25 protein-coding genes and 2 rRNA genes are annotated in these 25,014 nt (G+C 45.5%); 26 read left to right on the top strand and 1 reads right to left on the bottom strand.

Annotated elements, in window-relative coordinates; genetic code table 11:
• Positions 1 to 65 precede the first annotated feature (65 nt).
• From DMO16_RS16130 to rsmI, 12 genes are all read left to right on the top strand, one after another.
• Positions 66 to 3,004 (top strand): 23S ribosomal RNA (locus tag DMO16_RS16130).
• A gap of 66 nt (positions 3,005 to 3,070) precedes the next feature.
• Positions 3,071 to 3,186: ribosomal RNA gene (gene rrf / locus DMO16_RS16125) — 5S ribosomal RNA — on the top strand.
• A gap of 388 nt (positions 3,187 to 3,574) precedes the next feature.
• Positions 3,575 to 3,772: a sigma factor G inhibitor Gin gene (locus DMO16_RS16120; RefSeq protein ID WP_061976004.1), complete on the top strand. Its 198-nt coding sequence runs from the start codon at positions 3,575 to 3,577 to the stop codon at positions 3,770 to 3,772.
• Between the two features lie 106 nt (positions 3,773 to 3,878).
• Positions 3,879 to 5,321, top strand: a complete 1,443-nt coding sequence (locus DMO16_RS16115; RefSeq protein WP_129478608.1) for an aminotransferase class I/II-fold pyridoxal phosphate-dependent enzyme — start codon at positions 3,879 to 3,881, stop codon at positions 5,319 to 5,321.
• Entirely contained in the window at positions 5,318 to 5,959 is a 642-nt protein-coding gene (tmk, locus tag DMO16_RS16110; RefSeq protein WP_164988942.1) for a dTMP kinase, read from the top strand. Before DMO16_RS16115 ends, tmk begins: the two co-directional genes overlap by 4 nt.
• 25 nt (positions 5,960 to 5,984) lie before the next feature.
• The gene (locus DMO16_RS16105; protein WP_061975998.1) at positions 5,985 to 6,314 is read left to right on the top strand and encodes a cyclic-di-AMP receptor; all 330 of its coding nucleotides are present in this window, start codon (positions 5,985 to 5,987) and stop codon (positions 6,312 to 6,314) included.
• A 17-nt stretch (positions 6,315 to 6,331) separates the two neighbouring features.
• On the top strand, positions 6,332 to 6,772 hold the full coding sequence (locus DMO16_RS16100) for a YaaR family protein (RefSeq protein ID WP_129478604.1): 441 nt from the start codon (positions 6,332 to 6,334) through the stop codon (positions 6,770 to 6,772).
• A gap of 9 nt (positions 6,773 to 6,781) precedes the next feature.
• Positions 6,782 to 7,768: a DNA polymerase III subunit delta' gene (gene holB, locus DMO16_RS16095; RefSeq protein ID WP_129478602.1), complete on the top strand. Its 987-nt coding sequence runs from the start codon at positions 6,782 to 6,784 to the stop codon at positions 7,766 to 7,768.
• Between the two features lie 6 nt (positions 7,769 to 7,774).
• Positions 7,775 to 8,602 (top strand): PSP1 domain-containing protein, encoded by an 828-nt coding sequence (locus tag DMO16_RS16090; protein ID WP_129478599.1) that lies wholly within the window; start codon positions 7,775 to 7,777, stop codon positions 8,600 to 8,602.
• Between the two features lie 15 nt (positions 8,603 to 8,617).
• On the top strand, positions 8,618 to 8,971 hold the full coding sequence (yabA, locus tag DMO16_RS16085; protein WP_061975991.1) for a DNA replication initiation control protein YabA: 354 nt from the start codon (positions 8,618 to 8,620) through the stop codon (positions 8,969 to 8,971).
• Positions 8,972 to 9,035: 64 nt separating this feature from the next.
• Positions 9,036 to 9,779 carry a tRNA1(Val) (adenine(37)-N6)-methyltransferase gene (locus DMO16_RS16080; protein ID WP_129478596.1) on the top strand — a complete coding sequence of 248 codons (744 nt, stop codon included), beginning with the start codon at positions 9,036 to 9,038 and terminating at the stop codon, positions 9,777 to 9,779.
• A gap of 20 nt (positions 9,780 to 9,799) precedes the next feature.
• A complete protein-coding gene (rsmI, locus tag DMO16_RS16075; RefSeq protein ID WP_129478594.1) occupies positions 9,800 to 10,702 on the top strand; it encodes a 16S rRNA (cytidine(1402)-2'-O)-methyltransferase in 903 nt (300 codons plus the stop codon).
• A 34-nt stretch (positions 10,703 to 10,736) separates the two neighbouring features.
• Here rsmI and DMO16_RS16070 read toward each other — a convergent pair whose 3' ends face one another.
• Positions 10,737 to 11,021 carry an AbrB/MazE/SpoVT family DNA-binding domain-containing protein gene (locus DMO16_RS16070; RefSeq protein ID WP_061975985.1) on the bottom strand — a complete coding sequence of 95 codons (285 nt, stop codon included), beginning with the start codon at positions 11,019 to 11,021 and terminating at the stop codon, positions 10,737 to 10,739.
• Positions 11,022 to 11,613: 592 nt separating this feature from the next.
• On the opposite strand from DMO16_RS16070, the gene metG reads away from it, so the two are divergent.
• From metG to DMO16_RS16000, 14 genes are all read left to right on the top strand, one after another.
• A complete protein-coding gene (gene metG / locus DMO16_RS16065; RefSeq protein ID WP_129478592.1) occupies positions 11,614 to 13,575 on the top strand; it encodes a methionine--tRNA ligase in 1,962 nt (653 codons plus the stop codon).
• Between the two features lie 205 nt (positions 13,576 to 13,780).
• Positions 13,781 to 14,548: a TatD family hydrolase gene (locus DMO16_RS16060; protein ID WP_129478590.1), complete on the top strand. Its 768-nt coding sequence runs from the start codon at positions 13,781 to 13,783 to the stop codon at positions 14,546 to 14,548.
• Positions 14,549 to 14,746: 198 nt separating this feature from the next.
• Complete coding sequence (locus DMO16_RS16055) at positions 14,747 to 15,979, top strand: G5 and 3D domain-containing protein (protein WP_129478588.1); 1,233 nt, start codon at positions 14,747 to 14,749, stop codon at positions 15,977 to 15,979.
• 140 nt (positions 15,980 to 16,119) lie between these two features.
• Positions 16,120 to 16,677 carry a ribonuclease M5 gene (gene rnmV / locus DMO16_RS16050; protein ID WP_061975977.1) on the top strand — a complete coding sequence of 186 codons (558 nt, stop codon included), beginning with the start codon at positions 16,120 to 16,122 and terminating at the stop codon, positions 16,675 to 16,677.
• Entirely contained in the window at positions 16,674 to 17,549 is an 876-nt protein-coding gene (gene rsmA / locus DMO16_RS16045; RefSeq protein WP_129478586.1) for a 16S rRNA (adenine(1518)-N(6)/adenine(1519)-N(6))-dimethyltransferase RsmA, read from the top strand. The genes rnmV and rsmA overlap by 4 nt, the downstream gene beginning before the upstream one ends.
• Positions 17,550 to 17,635: 86 nt before the next feature.
• On the top strand, positions 17,636 to 18,511 hold the full coding sequence (gene yabG / locus DMO16_RS16040; protein WP_061975973.1) for a sporulation peptidase YabG: 876 nt from the start codon (positions 17,636 to 17,638) through the stop codon (positions 18,509 to 18,511).
• Between the two features lie 241 nt (positions 18,512 to 18,752).
• Entirely contained in the window at positions 18,753 to 19,013 is a 261-nt protein-coding gene (veg, locus tag DMO16_RS16035; protein ID WP_061975971.1) for a biofilm formation stimulator Veg, read from the top strand.
• Between the two features lie 118 nt (positions 19,014 to 19,131).
• Positions 19,132 to 19,308, top strand: a complete 177-nt coding sequence (locus DMO16_RS16030; RefSeq protein ID WP_061975969.1) for a small, acid-soluble spore protein, alpha/beta type — start codon at positions 19,132 to 19,134, stop codon at positions 19,306 to 19,308.
• 128 nt (positions 19,309 to 19,436) lie between these two features.
• Positions 19,437 to 20,336 carry a 4-(cytidine 5'-diphospho)-2-C-methyl-D-erythritol kinase gene (gene ispE / locus DMO16_RS16025; RefSeq protein ID WP_061975967.1) on the top strand — a complete coding sequence of 300 codons (900 nt, stop codon included), beginning with the start codon at positions 19,437 to 19,439 and terminating at the stop codon, positions 20,334 to 20,336.
• A 118-nt stretch (positions 20,337 to 20,454) separates the two neighbouring features.
• Entirely contained in the window at positions 20,455 to 21,294 is an 840-nt protein-coding gene (purR, locus tag DMO16_RS16020; protein ID WP_129478584.1) for a pur operon repressor, read from the top strand.
• A complete protein-coding gene (locus DMO16_RS16015; protein WP_061975964.1) occupies positions 21,287 to 21,664 on the top strand; it encodes a RidA family protein in 378 nt (125 codons plus the stop codon). Before purR ends, DMO16_RS16015 begins: the two co-directional genes overlap by 8 nt.
• 166 nt (positions 21,665 to 21,830) lie before the next feature.
• The gene (spoVG, locus tag DMO16_RS16010; protein ID WP_053356264.1) at positions 21,831 to 22,121 is read left to right on the top strand and encodes a septation regulator SpoVG; all 291 of its coding nucleotides are present in this window, start codon (positions 21,831 to 21,833) and stop codon (positions 22,119 to 22,121) included.
• 461 nt (positions 22,122 to 22,582) lie between these two features.
• On the top strand, positions 22,583 to 23,962 hold the full coding sequence (glmU, locus tag DMO16_RS16005) for a bifunctional UDP-N-acetylglucosamine diphosphorylase/glucosamine-1-phosphate N-acetyltransferase GlmU (RefSeq protein WP_129478582.1): 1,380 nt from the start codon (positions 22,583 to 22,585) through the stop codon (positions 23,960 to 23,962).
• Positions 23,963 to 24,013: 51 nt separating this feature from the next.
• Positions 24,014 to 24,967 carry a ribose-phosphate diphosphokinase gene (locus tag DMO16_RS16000; protein ID WP_061975960.1) on the top strand — a complete coding sequence of 318 codons (954 nt, stop codon included), beginning with the start codon at positions 24,014 to 24,016 and terminating at the stop codon, positions 24,965 to 24,967.
• Positions 24,968 to 25,014: the final 47 nt, after the last annotated feature.

The following is a 25,014-nucleotide window of genomic DNA, read 5'->3' as shown; positions in this document are numbered from 1 at the left end:
CCAACTAATTCATTAGTTGTGCGCTGATTTAGTGATTTTTTTACGATCTTACGATCGTGTTTAAAGGTTAAGCTAGAAAGGGCGCACGGTGGATGCCTTGGCACTAGGAGCCGAAGAAGGACGGGACGAACACCGATATGCCTCGGGGAGCTGTAAGTAAGCGTTGATCCGGGGATTTCCGAATGGGGGAACCCACCATCCGTAATGGGATGGTATCCATATCTGAATACATAGGATATGAGAAGGCAGACCCGGGGAACTGAAACATCTAAGTACCCGGAGGAAGAGAAAGCAAATGCGATTTCCTGAGTAGCGGCGAGCGAAACGGAAACAGCCCAAACCAGAGGGCTTGCCCTCTGGGGTTGTAGGACACTCTACATGGAGTTACAAAGGAACGGGGTAGATGAAGCGGTCTGGAAAGGCCGGCCAAAGAAGGTAACAGCCCTGTAGTTGAAACTTCGTTCCCTCCTGAGTGGATCCTGAGTACGGCGGGACACGTGAAACCCCGTCGGAATCCGGGAGGACCATCTCCCAAGGCTAAATACTCCCTAGTGACCGATAGTGAACCAGTACCGTGAGGGAAAGGTGAAAAGCACCCCGGAAGGGGAGTGAAAGAGATCCTGAAACCGTGTGCCTACAAGTAGTTGGAGCCCATTAACGGGTGACAGCGTGCCTTTTGTAGAATGAACCGGCGAGTTACGATAACGTGCAAGGTTAAGCCGAGAAGGCGGAGCCGCAGCGAAAGCGAGTCTGAATAGGGCGCCATAGTACGTTGTCGTAGACCCGAAACCGTGTGATCTACCCATGTCCAGGGTGAAGTTCAGGTAACACTGAATGGAGGCCCGAACCCACGCACGTTGAAAAGTGCGGGGATGAGGTGTGGGTAGGGGTGAAATGCCAATCGAACACGGAGATAGCTGGTTCTCCCCGAAATAGCTTTAGGGCTAGCCTCGCGGCTAGAGTCCTGGAGGTAGAGCACTGATTGGACTAGGGGCCCCCACAGGGTTACCGAATTCAGTCAAACTCCGAATGCCAGAGACTTATCCGCGGGAGTCAGACTGCGAGTGATAAGATCCGTAGTCAAGAGGGAAACAGCCCAGACCATCAGCTAAGGTCCCAAAGTATACGTTAAGTGGGAAAGGATGTGGAGTTGCCCAGACAACCAGGATGTTGGCTTAGAAGCAGCCACCATTTAAAGAGTGCGTAATAGCTCACTGGTCGAGTGACTCTGCGCCGAAAATGTACCGGGGCTAAACGTATCACCGAAGCTATGGATTGTACCATCAGGTACAGTGGTAGGGGAGCGTTCGAAGTGCGGTGAAGTCAGACCGGAAGGACTGGTGGAGCGCTTTGAAGTGAGAATGCCGGTATGAGTAGCGAAAGACAAGTGAGAATCTTGTCCATCGAAAGCCTAAGGTTTCCTGAGGAAGGCTCGTCCGCTCAGGGTTAGTCGGGACCTAAGCCGAGGCCGAAAGGCGTAGGCGATGGCCAACAGGTTGAAATTCCTGTACCACCTCCTTTCCGTTTGAACGACGGGGGGACGCAGGAAGGTAGGGAGAGCGCGCGAATGGAAATGCGCGTCTAAGCAGTTAGGCTGATTGTGAGGCAAATCCCGCAATCGTGAAGGCTGAGCTGTGACGGCGAGGGAAATTACAGTACCGAAGTCCCTGATCCTACACTGCCAAGAAAAGCCTCTAGTGAGGAAAGAGGTGCCCGTACCGCAAACCGACACAGGTAGGCGAGGAGAGAATCCTAAGATGATCGGGAGAACTCTCGTTAAGGAACTCGGCAAAATGACCCCGTAACTTCGGGAGAAGGGGTGCTCTGGTAGGGTTTATCGCCCGAGAGAGCCGCAGTGAATAGATCCAAGCGACTGTTTAGCAAAAACACAGGTCTCTGCGAAGCCGCAAGGCGAAGTATAGGGGCTGACACCTGCCCGGTGCTGGAAGGTTAAGAGGAGGGGTTATCCCTTAGGGGAGAAGCTCTGAATTGAAGCCCCAGTAAACGGCGGCCGTAACTATAACGGTCCTAAGGTAGCGAAATTCCTTGTCGGGTAAGTTCCGACCCGCACGAAAGGTGTAACGATTTGGATACTGTCTCAACGAGAGACCCGGTGAAATTATAGTACCTGTGAAGATGCAGGTTACCCGCGACAGGACGGAAAGACCCCATGGAGCTTTACTGCAGCTTGATATTGGATTTTGGTACAGTTTGTACAGGATAGGTAGGAGCCTGAGAAGTCGGAGCGCCAGCTTCGATGGAGGCGTCGGTGGGATACTACCCTGACTGTATTGAAATTCTAACCTGGAACCGTGATCCGGTTCGGAGACAGTGTCAGGTGGGCAGTTTGACTGGGGCGGTCGCCTCCTAAATCGTAACGGAGGCGCCCAAAGGTTCCCTCAGAATGGTTGGAAATCATTCGCAGAGTGTAAAGGCACAAGGGAGCTTGACTGCGAGACCTACAAGTCGAGCAGGGACGAAAGTCGGGCTTAGTGATCCGGTGGTTCCGCATGGAAGGGCCATCGCTCAACGGATAAAAGCTACCCTGGGGATAACAGGCTTATCTCCCCCAAGAGTCCACATCGACGGGGAGGTTTGGCACCTCGATGTCGGCTCATCGCATCCTGGGGCTGAAGTAGGTCCCAAGGGTTGGGCTGTTCGCCCATTAAAGCGGTACGCGAGCTGGGTTCAGAACGTCGTGAGACAGTTCGGTCCCTATCCGTCGCGGGCGCAGGAAATTTGAGAGGAGCTGTCCTTAGTACGAGAGGACCGGGATGGACACACCGCTGGTGTACCAGTTGTTCCGCCAGGGGCATAGCTGGGTAGCTACGTGTGGACGGGATAAGTGCTGAAAGCATCTAAGCATGAAGCCCCCCTCAAGATGAGATTTCCCATCACGTCAAGTGAGTAAGACCCCTTAGAGATGATGAGGTTGATAGGTCTGGTGTGGAAGCGTGGTGACACGTGGAGCTGACAGATACTAATCGGTCGAGGGCTTATCCTTAATTAAATCAGTAAGTTTGGATGAAGTTATCTAGTTTTGAGGGAATATGCCTCAAAATTAAATATGTCTGGTGGCAATAGCGAAGAGGTCACACCCGTTCCCATACCGAACACGGAAGTTAAGCTCTTCAGCGCCGATGGTAGTTGGGGGCTTCCCCCTGTTAGAGTAGGACGTTGCCGGGCAAAAATTAAGCACTGTTGAGAAATCAGCGGTGCTTTTTTGTTTTTTCGAAAGATGAAAATGACGTGATATGCAAGTAAATCGTGTCAAACCGCACAAAAAACTCCTCAATTAGTCCTTTCCTTTTCAAAAAAACTAAAAACTTATCTCAGAGAGCCCTGACTTGTCCAAACCTTTCCTTATCCAAAACCTCAAATCCACACCAACCATCAGATAAAAGAATCAGCATAAAACCTGAAAAAGGCTTTAATTTTCGGAGACAGACACGAACAAATTCCGGGTTACATACATTGAACTAGAGCCCAAGAAGAAAAAACGAGTTTAGTAAGGTACGAGAGTATAGAGAAGCTTCGCCCTGGGAAGAATGGGAGTAACGGAGGTGGATAAACAATGGAATCATCAAAACAGCAAGCAGGGGAACTGTGCTTAGTTTGCGAAGAAAGGAAGCAAATAGGCATTCACATTTTACATCAGTACATTTGTATGGATTGCGAAGAAAAAATAGTTTCTGCCGAGACCAATGACGAGTATTATAAGCACTATCTGAATCAATTACGAAAACTGAAACTGGTAAAATCCTCTGTCTAAACAGGCCGCCAACGGCCTGTTTTCTCTTTGGACGTAAAGCAGACGATATGAAGTTATGCTAAAATAAAGCTAAGCAAAACATTTAATGACCAAAGGAATAAACAGGATGCGACAACAACAAACACCATTGTACGATGCCCTTGTGCGGCATCGTGACCATACAAAATGGTCTTTTCACGTACCAGGCCACAAGAACGGGACTGTAGGATTTCAGCTGACCGAGGCGTTTTCATCTGTGCTTCCCTTTGATGTGACAGAACTGTCGGGACTGGATGATCTTCATGAACCGACAGAAGCGATCCATGAGGCACAGCAGCTGACCGCTTCTTTTTACAGCGTAAAGCACAGTTACTTCCTTGTTGGTGGGAGTACCGCAGGAAATCTAGTCATGCTGTTTTCGGCTTTTAAGGAAGGGGATGTTGTCTTCATTCAGCGGAATTGCCATAAGTCCGTGTTAAACGGGCTTGAGCTGGCTGGATTGAAGCCTGTTTTTTTATCTCCTGAAGTAGACCGGGCAGGGCAGTTTGCGACAGGTATTTCCTTTGCAAGTGTGAAGAAGGCACTGGACAAGTATCCAGATGCCAAAGGAATCCTTCTCACTTCTCCAAACTACTATGGTATGATTCCTGATCTGACTGAAATCGTTGAGTATATGCATCATAAAGATCTGGTTGTGCTGGTGGATGAGGCGCATGGTGCTCATTTGGGGCACAGTGAATACTTTCCGGATGGTGCGATAAGCGCTGGAGCGGATATGGTTGTGCATTCGGCTCATAAGACCCTCCCGGCGATGACAATGGGCGCGTACCTGCACTCCAACAGTTTTCGAATTGACGAAAAAAGGGTAAAACATTACTTACAAGCCCTTCAGTCAAGTTCACCTTCCTATCCCATTATGGCCTCTCTTGATCTGGCCAGAGCGTATACCGCAAATCTTTCTACTGGTGATTTTAAAAAAATCAGGCAGAATGCAGATCATTTTCGCCGCTCCTTAACTGATCTTTCTGGACTTCATGTGCTGGAGGCTTCACCAGGATGCAGAGTGGATCCATTGAAAGTTACGGTACAGAGTACGATGGGATTATCGGGATATGAACTACAGCATATATTTGAGAGACAGGGAATTTACACTGAACTTGCTGATCCCTTCAATGTATTGTTTGTTCTACCATTGAAAGAGGTTCAGGATTCAACGACAATCATTCAAACGATACAGGATGCTCTTTCGGAAGAAATGTTTCACAAGGAACAATTTCGACAAACTCCGGTAACCGTCCAGTCGGCTGAGATTAGTGCTCTTGAAAAGAGTTACAAGGAATTGGCGCAAATGGAGACCCAGTTTGTGTTTCTTGAAGAGGCAGCAGGTTTTATTGCAGCAGAAGCGATTATACCGTACCCGCCAGGCATTCCTTTGATTGCAAAAGGTGAACGGATCACAGAAGCTATGATTAAAGAATATCAGTACTTGTCCAGCCAGGGTGCAAGGTTTCATGGAGGACAGGAACATAAAATATACGTATTTGCAGAACAGAAGGAAGAGTGCTTGTGAACGGATTATTTATAACTATTGAAGGACCTGATGGCTCAGGCAAATCCACTCAAATCAAAAAGTTGGCGGAGTTTTTACAGGGAAATTCAGTTCCCTTTATTTTAACCCGGGAACCGGGGGGAACCGCGGTAAGCGATAGAATCCGGTCATTAATCCTGGATCCGGCCCATCCGGAGATGGCGGATGAAACGGAGGTACTGCTGTACGCCGCATCGCGTGCACAGCACGTAAAGGAAAAAATCGTCCCTGCACTTCAGGAAGGAAAATTGGTTCTGTGCGACCGGTTTGTGGACGCTTCCGTCGCTTATCAGGCGTATGGCCTCGGTATTCCTGTAGAGGATGTGACGCGCATCAACCGATTTGCAACAGGGGGATTAAAGCCGGACCGCAGCTATCTTATTGATGTTGCACCCGAGATCGGGAGACAGCGCATGGTAAGCCGTTACTCAGGGGAAGGGCTTGACCGTATTGAGCAGAAAGAGCTTGATTACCATGAACGGGTCCGATCCGGTTTTCAAAAGATTTATGAAGAAAACATGGAGCGTTTCCTGCTTGTCGATGGAAATCAGACGGTAGACGAAGTTTTTGATGAAATCATAAAGGATATTAAATTGCTTCTAGCGAACCGATATAAATAATACAAAAGCAGGAGGGATACAAAGGATGAAGATGATCATTGCAGTTGTACAGGACAAAGACAGCAACCGGTTGGCAGATGCCCTTGTCAAACATGAATTTCGTGCGACCAAGCTTGCGACCACAGGAGGGTTCCTGAAGGCAGGCAACACGACGTTTATGATTGGTGTGGAAGATCAGCAGGTAGATCGGGTCATGGAAATTATCAAAGAAAACTGCAAGAGCCGCAATCAGCTGGTTGCTCCTGTATCTCCTATGGGCGGCAATGCTGATGCGTATGTCCCTTATCCTGTTGAAGTTGAAGTTGGAGGCGCAACGGTGTTTGTTCTTCCGATCGAAAGTTTTCAGCAGTTTTAAACAATGGAGGAATGGAAATGAAAATCGGCCAGGATTCCCGTACGGTGGTTGAGACCAGGATTGCAGAAACCAGAGAAAACGGGAAAAACGGTCTTTCGTTTAGGGAAGCCGTAGCGACTCAACAGAAAAAGCTTCAAAGAGAGCAATTGGGAACGCTTTTTAAAGATGTGGAAAAACAGGGCGAGCGGCTCATTCGGAGCCAGACATTGAAAGATTTCACGCAATACAAGCGGCTTGTTCAGCGATTTGTCAAAGAAGCCGTAAGTTTTGGCATGAATCTTAAACAACACAAAGGGTGGAACAGCCAGGGAAGATTGCAGACATCACGGCTGGTTCAGGAGATTGACACGAAACTGCTCGAAATGACCGATACGATGATAAAGAAAGAAGAAAAATCAATCAGCCTCCTTGATCAGGTTGGCGAAATGAAAGGGCTATTGATTAATCTATATATGTAGGTGGAAAAAATGAGCTGGGAACAATTAAGTAAGCGTCAGCCAAGGGTTGTTAAAACGTTAACAAACACTGTCAGGAAAGACCGTCTTGCTCATGCTTATGTATTTGAGGGGGGTCATGGCACCGGCAAGATGGACGTGGCCCTGCAGCTTGCAAAGACATTTTTATGCAGGGAGAAAACAGATGTTGAACCTTGCGGAGAATGCAGGGATTGCAGACGGATCGATTCAGGCAATCATCCCGACGTTCATGTGGTTCAGCCGGACGGGCAATCTATTAAGATCGATCAAATACGCGGTCTGCAAAAAGAATTTGCCTATCATGGCATGGAATCGGAAAAGAAGGTTTATATTGTCGAACATGCCGACCGAATGACGGTCCAGGCAGCCAACAGTCTGCTGAAATTTCTGGAAGAGCCTACGTCTTCCACTATCGCCATTTTGCTGACTGAACAGATGCACCGGTTGCTTGAAACGATTATGTCACGCTCACAGGTGCTTTCTTTTTCACCGCTTCCCTCCGACCAGCTGATCGGTGTTCTTCAGAACGAGGGAATTTCCCTGCCGATGGCATCCATGGCAGCGGCTCTGACGAATGATACGTCAGAAGCGCTCGAAATTTGTAGGGAAGAGTGGTTTGCACAAGCACGAGACAAAGTGATACAATTAACTGAAGAGTTGAGGAGTCGTCCCAACCAGGCTCTTGTTTCATTACAGGAAAACTGGTTGTCGTTTTTTAAGGAAAAAGATCAACTCGACAACGCATTAAGCCTTTTATTGATCTGGTACAAAGATCTTTTATTTATACAGCTTTCGGAGCCGGAGCACCTGGTATTAGTCGATCAGCGGCAGGCGTTGGAGCAACAAGCTCTACATACCTCACAGAAACGAATCAGTGAGAACATGCTGGCGGTATTAACAGCCAAGCAACGTCTAGGTGCAAACGTAAACCCACAGCTCCTCATGGAGCAGCTGGTTTTACGATTACGGGAGGGATAAAAGCCTGTGTATGAAGTAGTTGGTGTCCGTTTTAAAAAAGCGGGAAAAATATACTATTTCGATCCTGGCGACCTTGAAATCTTAAAGGGTTCATTCGTAATTGTCGAAACAGCACGCGGTATTGAGTACGGGAAAGTCGTTATAGACAAGAAGCAAGTTGGGGAGAATGATGTTGTACTTCCTTTGAAAAGAGTCGTAAGAAATGCAAACGAAAAAGATACTCTTGCGGTGGAAGAAAACAAAAAAGCTGCCCAACAAGCCTTTCATCTTTGCACTGAGAAAATCACCGAGCATAAGCTGGATATGAAATTGGTGGATGTTGAGTATACATTTGACCGAAATAAAGTTATTTTTTATTTCACAGCAGATGGACGCATCGATTTCCGTGAACTTGTTAAAGATCTTGCTTCCATTTTCAGAACACGGATTGAACTTCGTCAAATCGGTGTTCGCGATGAAGCCAAAATGCTTGGCGGAATCGGTCCATGCGGAAGAATGCTTTGTTGTTCAACTTTTCTTGGTGACTTTGAACCCGTCTCAATCAAGATGGCCAAAGATCAGAATCTCTCGCTGAACCCAGCGAAAATTTCCGGACTTTGCGGCCGTTTAATGTGCTGTTTGAAGTATGAAAACGACTACTATGAAGAAGTCAAAAAAGAACTTCCGGATGTTGGAGAGTATATTGCTACTCCTGACGGAAGAGGTCGCGTGGTAGGATTGAATATGCTCGAGAAACTTGTGCAGGTTGATCTGCCTGAACTTGAAAAAGTAACAGAATATACAATTGATGAGCTCATGAAAGAAAAGGAATTATTTACGCAAGCTACAGAATAATGAGGTGGAAAGCACGTGGAGAAAGATCAAATTTTTTCCCGGGTGACCCATATGGAGCAGCAATTGGCAGCTTTAACGGAGCAAATTGGAGACTTAAAAGCAGACCTTGTCGCCTTATTGGAACAGAATCACAACCTGCAAATGGAAAATTACAATTTGCGAAGTGCTCTGAAACCACAGGAAAAAAAGGGATCCAAATCCTCTGTTAAAAAGCGGTCACTGTCACAAGAATCGGCAGATATCGGGGAAGGCTATGACAACTTGGCCAGGCTGTATCAAGAAGGATTTCATATTTGCAATCTGCATTACGGAAGTGTACGAACAGAGGGCGACTGCCTGTTCTGTCTTTCCTTCCTTAATAAAAAATAAGAGTCTTTCCAATGGGGAAGACTCTTTTCTGTTGTAAGGGTAAAACTACGAAAAGAGTGATGAAATGGAGAGCCGGTTACAAGGAGACGAACGTCTGGATTATCTGGTGGATGAGTCCCTTAAAATTATTCAAAGCCCCAGCGTTTTTTCTTTTTCCCTGGATGCTGTATTGCTGAGCAGGTTTGCCTATATTCCCATCCAAAAAGGAAGGATTATTGACCTTTGCAGCGGGAATGGAGCCGTGGCACTGCTTTTAACCCAGCGTTCCAAAGCCCAAATTACAGGCGTGGAAATCCAGGAGCGGCTGAGCGATATGGCAAAAAGGAGTATTGTGCTGAACGGCCTTGAGGATCAGGTCAGCATGGTGACGGACAACATTGTCAATCTCCCGGAAAAATTGGGCCACGGCCGGTTTGATGCCGTCGTATGCAATCCTCCCTATTTTCCATCAGCTAATCGAAAAGACCATAATGAAAATGAACACCTAGCTGTTGCCAGGCATGAAATTTACTGTACGCTGGAAGATGTCGTCTCGGTCAGCAGTAAACTCGTGAAACAGGGCGGGAAGGTCACCTTTGTACATCGGCCGCAGCGTTTAATGGATATTTTAAGCACCATGAGGGCGTACCGGCTGGAGCCAAAGAGACTGCAATTCATCCATCCGAAAAAAGGCAGTGAAGCCAATATGCTGCTGATTGAAGGCATGAAGGATGGCAGTCCGGATCTTCACATTCATTCGCCGCTTACTGTTTATGGAGAAGATGGCCAGTACACGGAAGAATTGAAAACTGTCTTTTACGGAAAATAAGAAGGAAGGAGGAATGAGTCATGTGGCAGCAAAAGAGCTATCAGGAACAACATGAAACAGGCGTACTCTACCTGGTTCCCACACCGATCGGCAATCTGGAGGATATAACATACCGTGCCATTCGGATTTTGAAGGAAGCCGATTACATAGGGGCGGAAGACACACGGCAGACCAAAAAGCTTTGCAATTATTTCGAGATACAGACACCGCTTCTCAGCTATCATGAGCATAATAAAGAAGCAAGCGGCGTGAAGATGATCGACCGGTTAAAGGAAGGGAAGACCATCGCAATCGTATCCGATGCGGGAACGCCCGCCATTTCGGATCCAGGCTATGAGCTGGTGGTCAGCGCCTTAAAGGAGAACATTCCTGTGATTCCTTTGCCTGGAGCCAATGCGGCTCTGTCCTCTTTGATTGCGTCGGGGCTGGATACAAAGGACTTTTACTTCTATGGATTTCTTCCACGCGGAAAAAAAGAGAAGCGGGAACAGCTGGAGCGGTTGAAGTTCTATCCGTTTACCATAATCTTTTATGAATCTCCTCATCGATTAAAAGAAACGCTCTCAGTTTTGCATGAAGTGCTCGGAGATCGCCAGCTTTCGATGGCCAGAGAATTAACGAAGAAATATGAAGAGTTTATCAGAGGTACTTTGACGGAAGTTCTGGAATGGGCGAAAAACACAGAGATCCGAGGGGAATTTTGCCTCATTGTAGAAGGCTCGGAAAATGGACCGGGTGAAGAGAATGGTGAGACCGAATGGTGGGAACCGCTCACTATGGTTGAGCATGTCGAGCATTACATCGAACAGGAACAGCTAAAAAGCAAAGATGCGATCAAACGGGCCGCCGCAGACAGGAACGTATCCAAGAGAGAAGTCTATCAGGCTTATCACGTCGAACAAGAACAAAATAACGGTATATAAAAAAGCCTCCTGATCGACAGGAGGCCATTTTTTATTATTTTGAAGTTTGAAGTTGTTTTTGAAGTTCGTTCATGATTTCTTTTGCACCTTCTGGGCTAAGAATGATTTTCCCGCCAGCTAGTGAGTAGTTATCATCAGAAACTTCACCTGTAACAGCACATGTCATGTTTGGCTTATATTTTTTGAGGATGATGCGGTCATCATCAACATAAATTTCCAATGCGTCTTTTTCAGCAATTCCAAGAGTACGGCGTAATTCGATTGGAATTACCACACGTCCTAGCTCATCAACTTTACGAACAATACCTGTAGATTTCATTTTAGTAATCTCCTCCCGAATAGTAGAATATCTAAACCTAATTTTTATCTATATTTATATAATCGTCAGAATTCGACAAAATCTTACGGATTCATCATAACAATATTTCCAGATTAGGTCAACTATTTTGTAAATAAAAATTTCTCTATCTATTTACCTTGTTTTCCATAGATTCAATCATATCAGAATGTTGAAGAAAAAAGGTAAAAAAAGGCTTAGAATTTTATGTTTTATTTTCAAAATTATTACTGGAAATTACGCTTGATAAATTCGTCATTTTTCGACAAAACTGACTTTTAAAAAATACCCTCTTAGCCTGTTCTTCCCTGCTCATCCTGTTTACCTTGACATCACTTTGTGGTATTAGGTATATTTTGAGTGAAGAAAAGAGCATAATGAAGATATTTACATAAAGTGATTTCGCACCTGCTTTGTATTTTATGTCCCAGAAGAAACATTTTTTTACACTTTTTCTTATTTACCCAATCGAATAGGTGCGCTTTATCCTCACTTTTCCTGTAAATAACATGTCCCTCCTTCTGCAGGGGCTTTTTTCATAGTTTATTAAATTTTTATACCGGAGGAATTTATTATGGGAGAAAAAACATTTTATATTACAACGCCTATATATTACCCTAGCGGAAAACTCCATATCGGGCATGCATATACAACCGTTGCGGGTGATGCTCTTGCACGGTACAAGCGCTTAAAAGGCTACGATGTCATGTATTTGACAGGAACCGATGAACACGGCCAGAAGATTCAGCAAAAGGCAGAAGAAAACAATGTAAGTCCGCAGCAGTATGTGGATGAGATTGTTACAGGAATCAAGGAGCTGTGGGAAAAGCTTGATATTTCCTACGATGATTTCATTCGCACCACGGAAGTCCGACATAAGGAAAGTGTCGAAAAAATCTTCAAACAGCTGCTTGATCAGGGAGATATTTACCTTGGCGAGTATGAAGGCTGGTACTGTACGCCGTGTGAGTCCTTTTTTACGGAGACTCAGCTTGTTGACGGAAAATGCCCGGATTGCGGGCGAGAAGTTAAACGTGTAAAAGAAGAAAGCTATTTCTTTAAAATGAGCAAATATGCCGACCGGCTCCTTCAGTTTTATGAAGAGAACCCTGAATTTATCCAGCCTGAATCCCGAAAAAATGAAATGATTAATAACTTTATCAAGCCGGGTCTGGAGGATTTGGCGGTTTCCCGTACGTCTTTTGATTGGGGCGTGAAGGTTCCGGGCAATCCGAAGCATGTGATCTATGTGTGGATTGATGCATTGTCCAACTATATTACAGCTCTTGGGTACGGCTCTGAAAATGACGAGAAGTATAAGAAATTCTGGCCGGCGAATGTCCATCTGGTGGGTAAAGAGATTGTGCGTTTCCATACTATCTACTGGCCGATCATGCTGATGGCACTCGATCTGCCGCTTCCGAAAAAAGTGTTTGCGCACGGATGGCTATTAATGAAGGACGGAAAAATGTCCAAGTCCAAAGGGAACGTGGTGGATCCGGTTACGCTGATCAACCGCTATGGCCTGGATGCGCTCCGCTACTATCTGCTTCGCGAAGTTCCGTTTGGTTCAGATGGGGTATTCACACCGGAAAGCTTCGTAGACCGAATCAACCACGACCTTGCCAATGACCTTGGTAACCTTCTCAATCGAACGGTTGCCATGATCAACAAGTATTTTGACGGAGCACTTCCTGCCTATCAGGGCAATGTAACGGATTTTGATCAGAACCTTGTTGATTTTGCTGAGGAAGCCATCAGGAAAACGGAAGAATCTCTTGAAAACATGGAATTCTCAGTAGCGTTAAGCAATATTTGGCAGCTAGTCAGCCGTACGAATAAATATATTGATGAAACACAGCCTTGGATTTTGGCTAAGAACGAAGAAAGCAAGCAAGCCTTGGGTTCAGTAATGTACCACCTGGCGGAATCCATCCGTATCGTCTCCATCCTTATTCAGCCATTCCTGACCAATGCGCCTGCAAAGATCTGGAACCAGCTTGGCATCCAGGAAGGAGAGCTGACAGAATGGAATACAGTGTTTGAGTTTGGTAAGCTTCCTGGAGGAACTACTGTCCAAAAAGGAAACCCGATCTTCCCTCGCCTGGAAACAGAAGAAGAGGTCAGTTACATTAAACAATCAATGGGTGGTGCTCCTGCAGCGAAAGAGGAAGAAAAAGCAGAGGTTCCTGTAGTTGAAAAAGAAGAATCCGCTGAGATTTCGATTGATGATTTCATGAAAGTCGATCTTCGGGTGGCACAGGTCATTGAAGCAGAACCGGTAAAGAAGGCGGACAAGCTTTTAAAGCTTCAACTTGACTTGGGCTATGAAAAAAGACAGGTTGTATCAGGAATCGCAAAATTCTACCGTCCTGAAGACCTTGTTGGACAAAAAGTCATCTGTGTGACAAATCTCAAACCGGTTAAATTGCGCGGGGAATTGTCAGAGGGCATGATCCTTGCCGGTTCGGCCGGTGACCAGCTTACATTGGCAACCGTTGATCAAAACTTGCCGAACGGTGCAAAAGTAAAATAGAACAGCGTCGAATGGGAAGCCTAAAAGGGCTTCCTTTTTTTGTATAAAAACGAAGAAAAAGAAGGGATAGGGCAGATTAATCCCTATATTTACCGCTGAATTTCCAGTATGTAATCATTCTGTAATGCAATTGTTATACGTACGACTTGGTGTTATAGGACAAAGGTATGATAAACTGTGAAAGTGTTATGGGAGGGTTATCTTCATGTTTGATACACACGCACATTTAAATGCAATTCAGTTTGAAGAAGATCTTGAAGACGTGATTCAAAGAGCTTTGGATGAAGGAATTTCACATATCGTGGTTGTCGGGTTCGATCAGCCGACAATCAAAGGCGCTCTAAAATTGGCTGATACATATGATTTTATCTATGCAGCTGTAGGATGGCACCCTGTTGATGCAGTGGATATGACACCGGAGGATCTGCAATGGATTGAAGAGCTTGCGGACCATCCGAAGGTCGTAGCCATTGGCGAAATGGGGCTGGACTATCATTGGGACAAATCACCGAAGGACGTGCAGAAGCGCGTGTTCCGGCAGCAGATTCAACTGGCGAAAAAAGTGAAGCTACCGATTATCATTCATAACCGCGAGGCGACACAGGACGTGGTTGATATTCTGAGAGAAGAAGGAGCCGAAGAAGTCGGCGGAATCATGCATTGCTACAGTGGCAGTCTTGAAGTGGCAAAGGAATGCATGGATATGAACTTTTATATTTCGTTTGGCGGTCCCGTGACCTTTAAAAACGCGAAGAAGCCAAAGGAAGTAGCCAAGGAGATTCCGATTGACAGGCTTTTGATTGAAACGGATTGCCCTTACTTAAGTCCTCACCCGCTCAGGGGAAAACGAAACGAACCATCCTATGTAAAGTATGTGGCGGAGGCCATAGCAGAATTAAGAGAAATACCTTTGGAAGATTTAGTTAAAAAAACGACCGAAAATGCGAAGCGCCTGTATCAGATCAGCGACTGAGTGCTCGGTCACATCAACGTTGAAAATCCAGCAATAGCAAGGGATGAGTGAAGGAAACGATAGGGAGGTTTCCCCGCTCTTCCTGCCCTGATTCAATCGATTAGTGGATATTTGCCAATCAATTGAATATGAGGAGGGATTTGACAACGAAAAAATCTGCGATTATACTTCAATCTTTGTGAAGGGGGAATAGGTGACATGAACAGGAGCAAAGGAAAGCTTTTTTATGAATTTTTGACGAAAAAGCTCGTATTGGCTGCTGCCGCTATCATCGTTCTGGCTGTGACAACAGGTTTCGTAAGCTATGAAACTTCGAAAACAGATGTTTCCATCATGGTTGACGGAAAGAAGAAATCGTTTAGTTCGCACGCTGAAAATGTTAGGGATGCACTTTCTGATTATGGAATTAAACTAAACCGCCATGACGCGGTCACGCCAGGATTAAATGAGCCGCTCAAAGACGGCATGCAGATTGAATACACGCCTGCACACCGGGTGAACTTTACAGTTGACGGGGAAAAGCAGTCCGTGTGGTCAACAGCCGATACAGTAAAAGAATTTTTTGGTGAACGAGAAATCAGCGTAAACCAGCACGATAAATTACAACCAGCATTAAATACACCAATTGAAGACAAGCAGGAAATCAACCTGCAGCAAGCTGTCTCTGTGGACCTTGTTGTGGGAGGCAAGAAAAAGCAAGTTTGGACCACCTCGACTACGGTCGCTGACCTTTTAAAACAAGATAAAGTAAAATTGGGAGATCTTGATCGCGTGAAACCTGCGAAAAAGACCGAACTTAAAGACGGATTGAAGATTAACGTAACCCGGGTGAAAAAGGTCACCGATGTAGTGGAGGAAGATACACCGTTTGCCACAGTTAAACACCAAGACGGAAAGTTGGCAAAGGGCAAGGAAAAAGTAGTGAAAGAGGGCTCAAAGGGCCGGCTTTCCAAAAAGTATGAGGTCGTACTTGAAAACGGGAAGGAAGTATCCCGCAAACTAAAAAGCAAAAAAACCCTGAAAGATAGCAAAGACAAAGTGATCGCTGTGGGAACAAAGATCGCACCAAAACCACAACCGAAGCCGAAAGCAAAACCGGTTGTTGTATCCCGCGGAAAAAGCAGCCCATCTTCCTCTGGAGATAAGGAGCTGTATGTAACAAGCACAGCATATACAGCAAACTGTGCAGGGTGCACCGGTAAGACCGCAACAGGCGTGAACCTGCATGCGAACCCGAATGCGAAAGTAATTGCGGTCGACCCGAGCGTGATTCCGCTTGGCAGTAAAGTATATGTAGAAGGTTATGGTTACGCGGTTGCCGCTGATACAGGCGGAGCAATCAACGGAAACCGAATCGATGTATTCTTCTCCTCTCAGTCTCAAGCCGAACAATGGGGAAGAAAATCAGTAAAAGTAAAAGTTATTAAATAGATAATAAACAAAAGGAAGCAGGGGAGAGGCGTCCAACCCGGATCGGCGGGCACGGGCGGCAATCCTCTGCTTTTTATTTTCCTAAAAGGAAAGTATGGGTATACTAGAAAGTAGTTTTTTGCATCATCTGGGAGGTAATTATGAAAATTAAAGAAGTAATCGTGGTAGAAGGAAAAAGTGATACCACTGTGATACAGAATGCAGTCAATGCGGATACCCTTGAAACAAATGGCTCTGAAATCAGTGAGGAGACGATTGAGCAAATCCGGCTTGCCCAGGAAAAGCGGGGAGTGATCATTTTTACCGATCCCGATTACCCCGGTGAACGCATTCGTAAAATCATCTCAAACAACGTACCAGGCTGCAAGCATGCCTTTCTTCCGAAACAAGAGGCCATCGCAAAGAATAAAAGAGGGCTCGGTGTGGAGCATGCATCCAAGGAATCCATCAGGGAAGCGCTCGATAATGTAAAGGAAGAATATATTGAAGAAGTGGAACGGATCACCTGGAATGATCTTGTTTCGGCCGGCCTGATCGGCGGACCAAAGGCAAAGGCCAGAAGAGAAAAACTGGGAAGGCGATTAAGGATTGGCTATATGAATGGCAAGCAGCTTCACAAGCGATTGATGATGTTTCAGATCACGGAAGAGCAGTTTGCTGATGCTATACTTGAAATACAACAGGAGGAGCGGGAATAATGAAGGATATCTCGAATCCGCAAAGCATGAAAGCCATTTTGAAGAAGCATGGCTTTACATTTAAAAAAAGTCTCGGTCAAAATTTCTTGATCGATCGCAATATATTGAATAACATCGTTGCTCAGGCAAACCTGACGGAACATTCCGGAGCGATTGAAATCGGACCTGGAATTGGTTCGCTCACCGAGCATATTGCCCGTCAATCACAAAAGGTCGTAGCGTTTGAAATTGACCAGCGGCTGTTGCCTATTTTAAGTGAAACACTCGCACCTTATCCTCACGTTAAAGTCATTCATTCGGATATTCTGGAAGCTGACGTGAATAAAGTGATTCAGGAAGAGTTTTCCGGCATTGAGGATATTATGGTGGTGGCGAACCTTCCTTATTATGTGACTACGCCCATCATCATGAAATTGCTTACCGAAAAGCTGCCCATCAGGGGGATTGTCTGCATGATTCAAAAGGAGGTAGCGGACAGGCTTGCGGCGAAACCGGGGACAAAAGAGTACAACTCCCTGTCCATCGCCGTCCAGTATTATGCGGAAGCTGAGACCGTCCTGAAGGTGCCGAAAACGGTTTTTGTGCCTGCACCGAATGTGGACTCGGCTGTGATCCGTCTGACGCTGCGTAAGGAGCCTCCGGTTCAGGTGCAGGATGAAGATTTCCTCTTTGAAGTCATTCGTTCTTCCTTTGCACAGCGACGGAAAACTCTTTGGAACAATCTCCTCAATAACCTTCCACTAAAAGAGAAGCGTGAAGAGCTCGAAAAGGTGTTCGGACACATTGAGATTGACCCTAAACGAAGGGGCGAGACCCTGACCATTCAGGAGTTTGCCAAGCTCGCAGATGCGTTGGCTCCTCTTTTAAAATGAGACTCATGTTTCGAATCCCGGTTACATATCTTTAATAAGAATATGGTAACTGGGATTTGTACTTTTTCCCAAACAGGGGGAGTTTGATGAAACTTGAGATTGGTGCAGTGGTTGGCAGAACATCTTATAATTGTGATTTGTTGTTCCGCATCGTAGGTTTTAATGAAGATAAAACAGTAGCTGACCTGGCAGGAGAGGAAATGCGTCTCTTGGCCGATGCTCCTGTCGCTGATCTCGTGACCATGTCGCAGCAGCAGCAGCATGAGAGGCGTCAGGAGGGCCAGGCAAAGGAAGAGTCTTCTTACAAGCTGTTCCGGCAGGATTATTATCTGCTCCGGCAAAAAAGGGAGTACCTCTCGACGAACGGTTACGAATATGATCAATCTTATTTTGAACTGCCCGGACGAGTGCTGCATGTGGATGGTGATCCTCTTTACCTCAGCAAATGCCTGGAATTATATAAACGGCTGGGTGTGCCGGTGTACGGAATTCATATCAAAGAGACGGAGATGCCGGAGAAAGTTCCGGCCCTTGTGGATGAGGTCCGTCCTGATATTCTTGTCATTACCGGACATGATGCGTATATGAAAAGCAAAGGCTCCATTGAGGATATGCAGGCCTACCGCCATACTAAGTTCTTTGTTCGGACGGTTAGGGAAATCCGCCGGAAATACCCGCAACTCGACCATCTCATGATATTTGCCGGTGCCTGTCAGTCCCATTTTGAATCGTTGATCAAAGCCGGCAGCAATTTTGCAAGTTCACCCGCACGAATTAATATTCATGCTCTGGACCCGGTCTATATTGTTTCAAAGATCAGTCTTACGTCGTTTATGGATCATGTGAATGTGATGGACGTCCTGAGAAACACCCTTACGGGAAGGGAAGGTCTGGGCGGGGTCGAAACGAAAGGCTTCTTGAGGACTGGCATGCCGATCAAATCACAGACCTATATGCAATAAAAAGGCTTCCAGCCTGCAAAGAGCGGCCTGACTTATGCTGCTCCTCGCTGGAGGCTTTTTTGTGTTTTTTTAAAGTTTTTTGGTGTTCATACATAATTTTTACATTTGTCCACATAATAAAAGTGAAAAAAAGGATAATTTTTCATTGACATCCGAACTTCAAAATTGCTATAATTTTAGTTTTAATTTGACAAAAAGTAGCGATTTATGTTACAATTTGTCTAAGTGAGGTGGAGCCGATATGGGTAAAACAATAGTGGACATTAGACGAATTTTGGAGTCTAACGTGGGTAAAAGACTTTCTCTGAGAGCTAACGGAGGTCGTCGCAAAACGATTGAACGACTTGGTACCTTGGAAGAAACATACCCTGCCGTATTTATTATTAAACTGGATCAGGACACCAACGCTTTTGAACGTGTTTCTTACAGCTACGCTGACGTATTAACGGAAACCGTTGAACTTACTTTCTTAGAAGAATCCCAGGTGGTTAGCGGGCAGTAAGAATTCTTACTGCTTTTTTTTATGCTTTTTTTCAAGCCGCCTATTCATACATAACCATACCCCAATCGTAAAATACTAATCCATATCGCTTATTTTTTATATGAGAGGGGTTTGCATCATGAGCAGAAGACGTGGAATGATGTCTGAGCAATTCAAGATGGAGCTTGCCAAAGACCTTGGGTTTTATAATACGGTCCAGCAGGAAGGCTGGGGCGGCATCAAGGCCAAGGATGCAGGCAATATGGTGAAGCGTGCAATTGAGATCGCACAGCAGAACCTGTCCCGACAGCAATAAATACGCGAGTGCCGGAGCCATGCTCCGGTTTTTTTGTAGACCCTTTGCCGCAGTCTCTTTTCCATATAGAGGCTGCTCCGGATTTGTGATAGTATCAAATTATATATTAATGATATAGGGGAATCTTTATGAATGATAAAAAGATATCCATCAAAGCTCCGGCAAAAATCAATTTGTCTCTTGATGTTCTCGGTAAGCGGGAAGATGGGTACCATGAAGTTAAGATGATTATGACTACAGTGGATCTGGCGGACCGTGTGGAACTGACCCTCCTTGAGGAAAATAAAATTACGATCGAATCCACAGGCGGATTTGTGCCTCTTGACCAGCGGAATTTAGCATATCAGGCAGCAATGCTGCTAAAAGAGACGTTTGGGGTAAAGAAAGGTGTCGGAATACATATTTCCAAAAATATTCCGGTGGCCGCAGGACTGGCAGGGGGAAGCAGTGATGCCGCCGCAACACTGAAGGGCCTGAATGAACTCTGGGATCTGGGACTGACGATTGACGAAGTGGCTGTTCTCGGCGCGAAAATCGGTTCTGATGTTTCTTTTTGCGTGTATGGAGGCACAGCCATTGCAACCGGAAGAGGAGAGCATATTCAGCATATTAAACCGCCGCCGCCTTGCTGGGTGCTCCTGGCCAAGCCGCCAATCGGGGTTTCCACAGCTGAGGTCTACCGCAAGCTCAATGTTCAAAATATCGAGCATCCCGACATTGATGCAATGGTTCAGGCGATCGAAGGCTATGATTACGAGGCCATCTGCAGGGAGCTCGGGAATGTTCTTGAAACGGTCACTCTTCCACTGTATCCGGAAGTAAAGCAAATTAAGGATCAGATGCACCGGCTCGGCGCAGACGGAGTGCTGATGAGCGGCAGCGGCCCTACCGTATTTGGGCTGTTTCAGCATGAATCCCGTGTGAACCGTGTCTATAACGGACTGAGAGGATTTTGTACGGAAGTATATGCTGTACGTCTATTGGGTGAAGGACAGGAAGACTTTAAGGACTCCATTCGGGAAAAATAGTGAAGCAGAACAACCATTTAAATTCCCGCTTAATTTTAAGGATTTCCATTTCTTTGTTGATAAAAACCGTATGAAAATGGTATATTAACTTCAAATATTCGGTTTTTGGAGGAAAAGGATGAAATTAAAAAGAAGCGGAAGAATGGTTGATCTCACCACTTATTTATTGCAGCATCCGCATCAGTTAATTCCACTGTCTTATTTTGTAGAACGGTATCAATCTGCCAAATCATCCATCAGTGAGGATCTGGCCATCATCAAGGAAAACTTTGAATACCAGGGAATCGGCTCAATCATTACCGTTGCCGGTGCGGCAGGCGGTGTTAAATACATTCCGTCGATTTCAAAGGAAGAAGCGTCAGGTATCATCCATGAAATCATTGATATGCTTGAGGATCCGGAACGGCTGTTGCCAGGAGGATATTTATATTTAACAGATATCATCGGTAATCCCAACCTGGTAAATCAAGTGGGGCGCCTGTTTTCCTCTGTCTTTTCCCACCAAAAGATTGATGCAGTCATGACCGTGGCAACAAAGGGAATTCCACTCGCCTATGCAGTGGCTTCGCAGCTTAATGTTCCTGTAGTGATCGTAAGAAGCAACAGCAGGGTTACAGAGGGCTCCACGGTAAGCATCAATTATGTTTCAGGTTCCACAAAGCGCATCCAGACCATGGCGCTGGCGAGAAGAAGCATCCAAAAAGGCGCCAATGTCCTGATCATTGATGATTTTATGAAAGCCGGCGGAACGATTCGTGGCATGATTAGTCTGATCAAAGAGTTTCAGGCTGAAGTTGCGGGAATTGGCGTGCTTGTGGAAGCACAGGATGGGGCAGAACGACTGGTGGACGATTATGTGTCACTCACCAGACTGGCAAGTGTTAATGAAAAAGAACAGCGAATAGAGGTCGAAGAAGGGAACTATTTCAACCAAAAGGAGACGAATAACAATGAATAAGGTACAGACTGAAAAAGCACCAGCAGCCATTGGTCCATATGTACAGGGAATGGTTGTGAACAATCTTTTCTACAGTTCGGGACAAATTCCATTGACCGCAGAGGGGGAAATCGTTGAGGGAGGTATTGAAGTCCAAACTCACCAGGTATTCAAAAATTTGGCTGCTGTGCTGGACGCAGCAGGCTCTTCCTTTGACCAGGTTGTGAAAACGACCGTCTTTATTAAAAATATGGATGACTTCGGTAAAATCAACGAAATCTACGGAGAATATTTCTCGGACCATAAACCTGCCCGCTCTTGCGTGGAAGTGGCACGCCTGCCAAAGGACGTTCAAATTGAAATCGAAGTCATTGCACTCGTCAGGTCCTAAAAAAGATGATCTAGAAGATAGGAAAACAGCACCTTTTCATTTGAAAAGGTGCTGTTTTTTATTTCACAAAATTTTTTAAAAATTTTCATATTAATAGAAGGATTATGCAAGGAAATGAAGAAATGTTGTTATACGTTCTTATTTATGGAAAAAGGTGGTGTTTGGAATGGAAGTGACTGATGTACGACTAAGAAGGGTGAACACTGAGGGCCGAATGAAAGCGATTGCTTCAATTACAATCGATCATGAGTTTGTTATTCATGATATACGTGTGATTGATGGAAACAACGGAATGTTTGTTGCTATGCCTAGCAAAAGAACCCCGGATGGGGAATTTAGAGATATTGCTCACCCAATCACGTCGAGTACACGCGAGAAGATTCAAAACGCGGTATTGACGGAGTATCACAGAATGGGTGAAATGGAATCTGCTTTTGAAGAAGCAGGAGCGTCCTGATAATTAATGATTAAAAGAACTCCTTACCAAAATGGGGGTTCTTTTTTTTAGTGTTCTTTACGCCCTTTTTGCCGTCCGCCTTCCAGACTGTGCCAGCGGCCTTCCGCTTAACGAATCGAGCTCCAGCGCCCAAAGCCTTTGCCGTTTCGCACTCCCAACACAACACAAAGAACGTGTTGATGAGTGAGTCCTCCAACGTCTATCGGCTTTAAACGGTCGCTTCCGCTTTTTAACGAATCCAGCTCCAGCGCCTAAAAGCTCTGCCGTTTCGCTTTCTCACAAAATACAGAAGAACGTATTGTGTTCGAAAACTCCAACGTCTGTCGCTTTTGAGCAAGGCGCTTCCGCTTTTTAACAATCCCTTGACAACTTCTGCACATTCCTTGAAATGGCTTTGATTATAAGATATATTCGTAATGGAATATTACCAGAATAATAGTAAATACTAGTGGAGGTCATTTATGAGTAATCGCTATGCAGTAGTGTTAGCTGCAGGTCAAGGAACAAGAATGAAATCCAGTCTATATAAAGTACTACATCCTGTCTGTGGCAAACCGATGGTACAACATGTGGTCGATCAGATCTCTCAGCTGGACATGAAGAAGATCGTAACAGTGGTAGGCCACGGAGCTGAAAAAGTAAAAGACCAGCTAGGAGACGCTTCAGCGTATGTTCTTCAGGAAGAGCAGCTTGGAACGGCACATGCTGTAATGCAAGCGGAAGAAACGTTGTCCAACGAGGAAGGCATTACGCTCGTGGTATGCGGAGACACGCCTCTGATTACTGCACAGACCATGCAAAAACTGATTGATGAACACCAGGCTGCCGGAGCAAAAGTCAGCATTTTGACTGCAAAAGCGGAAGATCCTGCAGGCTACGGCCGAGTGCTTCGCAATGCAAGCGGGACGGTTGAGCGGATCGTAGAGCACAAAGACGCAACAGATGAAGAGAAATTGGTGCAAGAAATCAATACTGGAACCTACTGCTTCGATAACAAGTCCTTATTTGAGGCTCTTTCTTCTGTCAACAATGATAATTCCCAAGGCGAATACTACCTTCCGGATGTCATTGAAATCATTCAGAAGCAGGGTGAAACCGTAGCGGCTTACCAAACACCTTCGTTTGATGAAACGCTTGGTGTTAATGACCGTGTCGCACTTTCGCAAGCAGAGAAAACGATGAAAAAACGAATTAATGAAAACCACATGAAAAATGGTGTCACACTCGTGGACCCGGATCAGACCTATATTTCTGCAGATGCTGTCATTGGCAGGGATACCGTTATTTATCCAGGCACCATGATTACCGGAACCTCGCGAATTGGCGATAACAACATCATTGGCCCAAACAGCGAGATCAAGGACAGCACGATTGGAAATGGCAACACCATCAAGCAATCAGTGGTCCATGACAGTGAAGTGGGGAATAAAGTCAGTATCGGGCCATTTGCCCATGTACGTCCGGCATCTTCCATTGAAGATCAAGTGAAAATCGGGAACTTTGTGGAAGTGAAAAAATCAGTAATGGCTCAAGGCAGCAAGGCATCCCACCTTACCTATGTGGGAGATGCAGAAATTGGCAGAGATGTTAACCTTGGCTGCGGCACAATTATGGTAAACTATGATGGGGTAAACAAACACCTCACCAAAGTGGAAGACGGCGCATTCATTGGCTGCAATTCCAATTTGATTGCTCCTGTGACAGTGGGGAAAAATGCGTATGTAGCCGCTGGATCTACCATTACGGAAGATGTTCCCGCGGAGGCACTTTCAATTGCCAGAAGCCGTCAGACGAACAAAGAAAATTATGTTTCCAAATCCAGAAACAACAATAAAGCGTAATGCTTTCAAAATAATTGAGCAAGCAGTTAAAAACGGAAGGAATAGGTGTTAATGGCTACTAGTTATGTTGATTCTACGTTAAAGGTTTTTACGTTAAATTCCAATATCGAACTCGCCCAGGAAATTGCAAAGCATATCGGTATTGATCTTGGAAAAAGCTCCGTCACTACCTTCAGTGATGGCGAAGTTCAAATTAATATTGAAGAAAGCATCCGTGGCAGTGAGGTTTATATTATTCAATCGACAAGCGACCCGGTGAACGAGCATCTGATGGAACTTCTTATCATGATTGATGCACTCAAGCGTGCTTCAGCGAAAACGATCAATGTGGTTATTCCGTACTACGGATATGCACGACAGGATCGTAAAGCGCGCGCCCGTGAACCCATTACAGCAAAACTAGTAGCAAACCTTCTTGAAACCGCTGGCGCAACAAGATTGATTACGATCGATCTTCATGCTACCCAAATTCAAGGCTTTTTCGATATTCCGGTGGACCAGCTTCTTGGTGTTCCGATTCTTGCCAATTATTTTGAAGATAAAAAACTTGAAGATATTGTTGTCGTTTCACCGGACCACGGTGGTGTGACACGTGCCCGTAAAATGGCAGATCGCCTGAAAGCTCCGATCGCCATTATTGATAAGCGCCGTCCGCGCCCGAATGTGGTAGAGGTCATGAATATTGTTGGTAATATTGAAGGCAAAACAGCCATTTTGATTGATGACATTATTGATACCGCCGGAACGATCACGCTTGCAGCAAATGCACTTGTGGAAAATGGGGCGAAGGAAGTATATGCCTGCTGTACCCACCCGGTGCTCTCTGGTCCGGCCATTGAGCGTATTCAAAACTCACGCATCAAAGAGCTTGTAGTTACCAACACGATCGTATTGCCGGAAGAAAAACGCACAGACAAAGTGACACAGCTTTCTGTGGCGCCATTGCTTGGTGAAGCAATTATTCGTGTGCATGAGCAGCTTTCCGTTTCCAAATTGTTTGATTAAGGCGGGTAATCTTTAGGTCAAGGTTTTTTGCTTGCTTGTTTTAAACT

Source organism: Fictibacillus sp. S7, from assembly GCF_004127935.1.
GTDB classification, from domain to species: Bacteria; Bacillota; Bacilli; order Bacillales; family Fictibacillaceae; genus Fictibacillus_C; species Fictibacillus_C enclensis.
This window is presented reverse-complemented; position numbering and strand designations above follow the sequence as displayed.

What these genes read in the sequence shown, in the direction of transcription:
- DMO16_RS16120 (WP_061976004.1), top strand. Translation starts at nt 3,575, where the DNA reads ATGGAATCATCAAAACAGCAAGCAGGGGAACTGTGCTTAGTTTGCGAA.
- DMO16_RS16115 (WP_129478608.1), top strand. Translation starts at nt 3,879, where the DNA reads ATGCGACAACAACAAACACCATTGTACGATGCCCTTGTGCGGCATCGT.
- DMO16_RS16105 (WP_061975998.1), top strand. Translation starts at nt 5,985, where the DNA reads ATGAAGATGATCATTGCAGTTGTACAGGACAAAGACAGCAACCGGTTG.
- DMO16_RS16100 (WP_129478604.1), top strand. Translation starts at nt 6,332, where the DNA reads ATGAAAATCGGCCAGGATTCCCGTACGGTGGTTGAGACCAGGATTGCA.
- holB (WP_129478602.1), top strand. Translation starts at nt 6,782, where the DNA reads ATGAGCTGGGAACAATTAAGTAAGCGTCAGCCAAGGGTTGTTAAAACG.
- DMO16_RS16080 (WP_129478596.1), top strand. Translation starts at nt 9,036, where the DNA reads ATGGAGAGCCGGTTACAAGGAGACGAACGTCTGGATTATCTGGTGGAT.
- rsmI (WP_129478594.1), top strand. Translation starts at nt 9,800, where the DNA reads ATGTGGCAGCAAAAGAGCTATCAGGAACAACATGAAACAGGCGTACTC.
- DMO16_RS16070 (WP_061975985.1), bottom strand. Translation starts at nt 11,021, where the DNA reads ATGAAATCTACAGGTATTGTTCGTAAAGTTGATGAGCTAGGACGTGTG.
- metG (WP_129478592.1), top strand. Translation starts at nt 11,614, where the DNA reads ATGGGAGAAAAAACATTTTATATTACAACGCCTATATATTACCCTAGC.
- DMO16_RS16060 (WP_129478590.1), top strand. Translation starts at nt 13,781, where the DNA reads ATGTTTGATACACACGCACATTTAAATGCAATTCAGTTTGAAGAAGAT.
- DMO16_RS16055 (WP_129478588.1), top strand. Translation starts at nt 14,747, where the DNA reads ATGAACAGGAGCAAAGGAAAGCTTTTTTATGAATTTTTGACGAAAAAG.
- rnmV (WP_061975977.1), top strand. Translation starts at nt 16,120, where the DNA reads ATGAAAATTAAAGAAGTAATCGTGGTAGAAGGAAAAAGTGATACCACT.
- yabG (WP_061975973.1), top strand. Translation starts at nt 17,636, where the DNA reads ATGAAACTTGAGATTGGTGCAGTGGTTGGCAGAACATCTTATAATTGT.
- veg (WP_061975971.1), top strand. Translation starts at nt 18,753, where the DNA reads ATGGGTAAAACAATAGTGGACATTAGACGAATTTTGGAGTCTAACGTG.
- DMO16_RS16030 (WP_061975969.1), top strand. Translation starts at nt 19,132, where the DNA reads ATGAGCAGAAGACGTGGAATGATGTCTGAGCAATTCAAGATGGAGCTT.
- ispE (WP_061975967.1), top strand. Translation starts at nt 19,437, where the DNA reads ATGAATGATAAAAAGATATCCATCAAAGCTCCGGCAAAAATCAATTTG.
- purR (WP_129478584.1), top strand. Translation starts at nt 20,455, where the DNA reads ATGAAATTAAAAAGAAGCGGAAGAATGGTTGATCTCACCACTTATTTA.
- DMO16_RS16015 (WP_061975964.1), top strand. Translation starts at nt 21,287, where the DNA reads ATGAATAAGGTACAGACTGAAAAAGCACCAGCAGCCATTGGTCCATAT.
- spoVG (WP_053356264.1), top strand. Translation starts at nt 21,831, where the DNA reads ATGGAAGTGACTGATGTACGACTAAGAAGGGTGAACACTGAGGGCCGA.
- glmU (WP_129478582.1), top strand. Translation starts at nt 22,583, where the DNA reads ATGAGTAATCGCTATGCAGTAGTGTTAGCTGCAGGTCAAGGAACAAGA.
- DMO16_RS16000 (WP_061975960.1), top strand. Translation starts at nt 24,014, where the DNA reads ATGGCTACTAGTTATGTTGATTCTACGTTAAAGGTTTTTACGTTAAAT.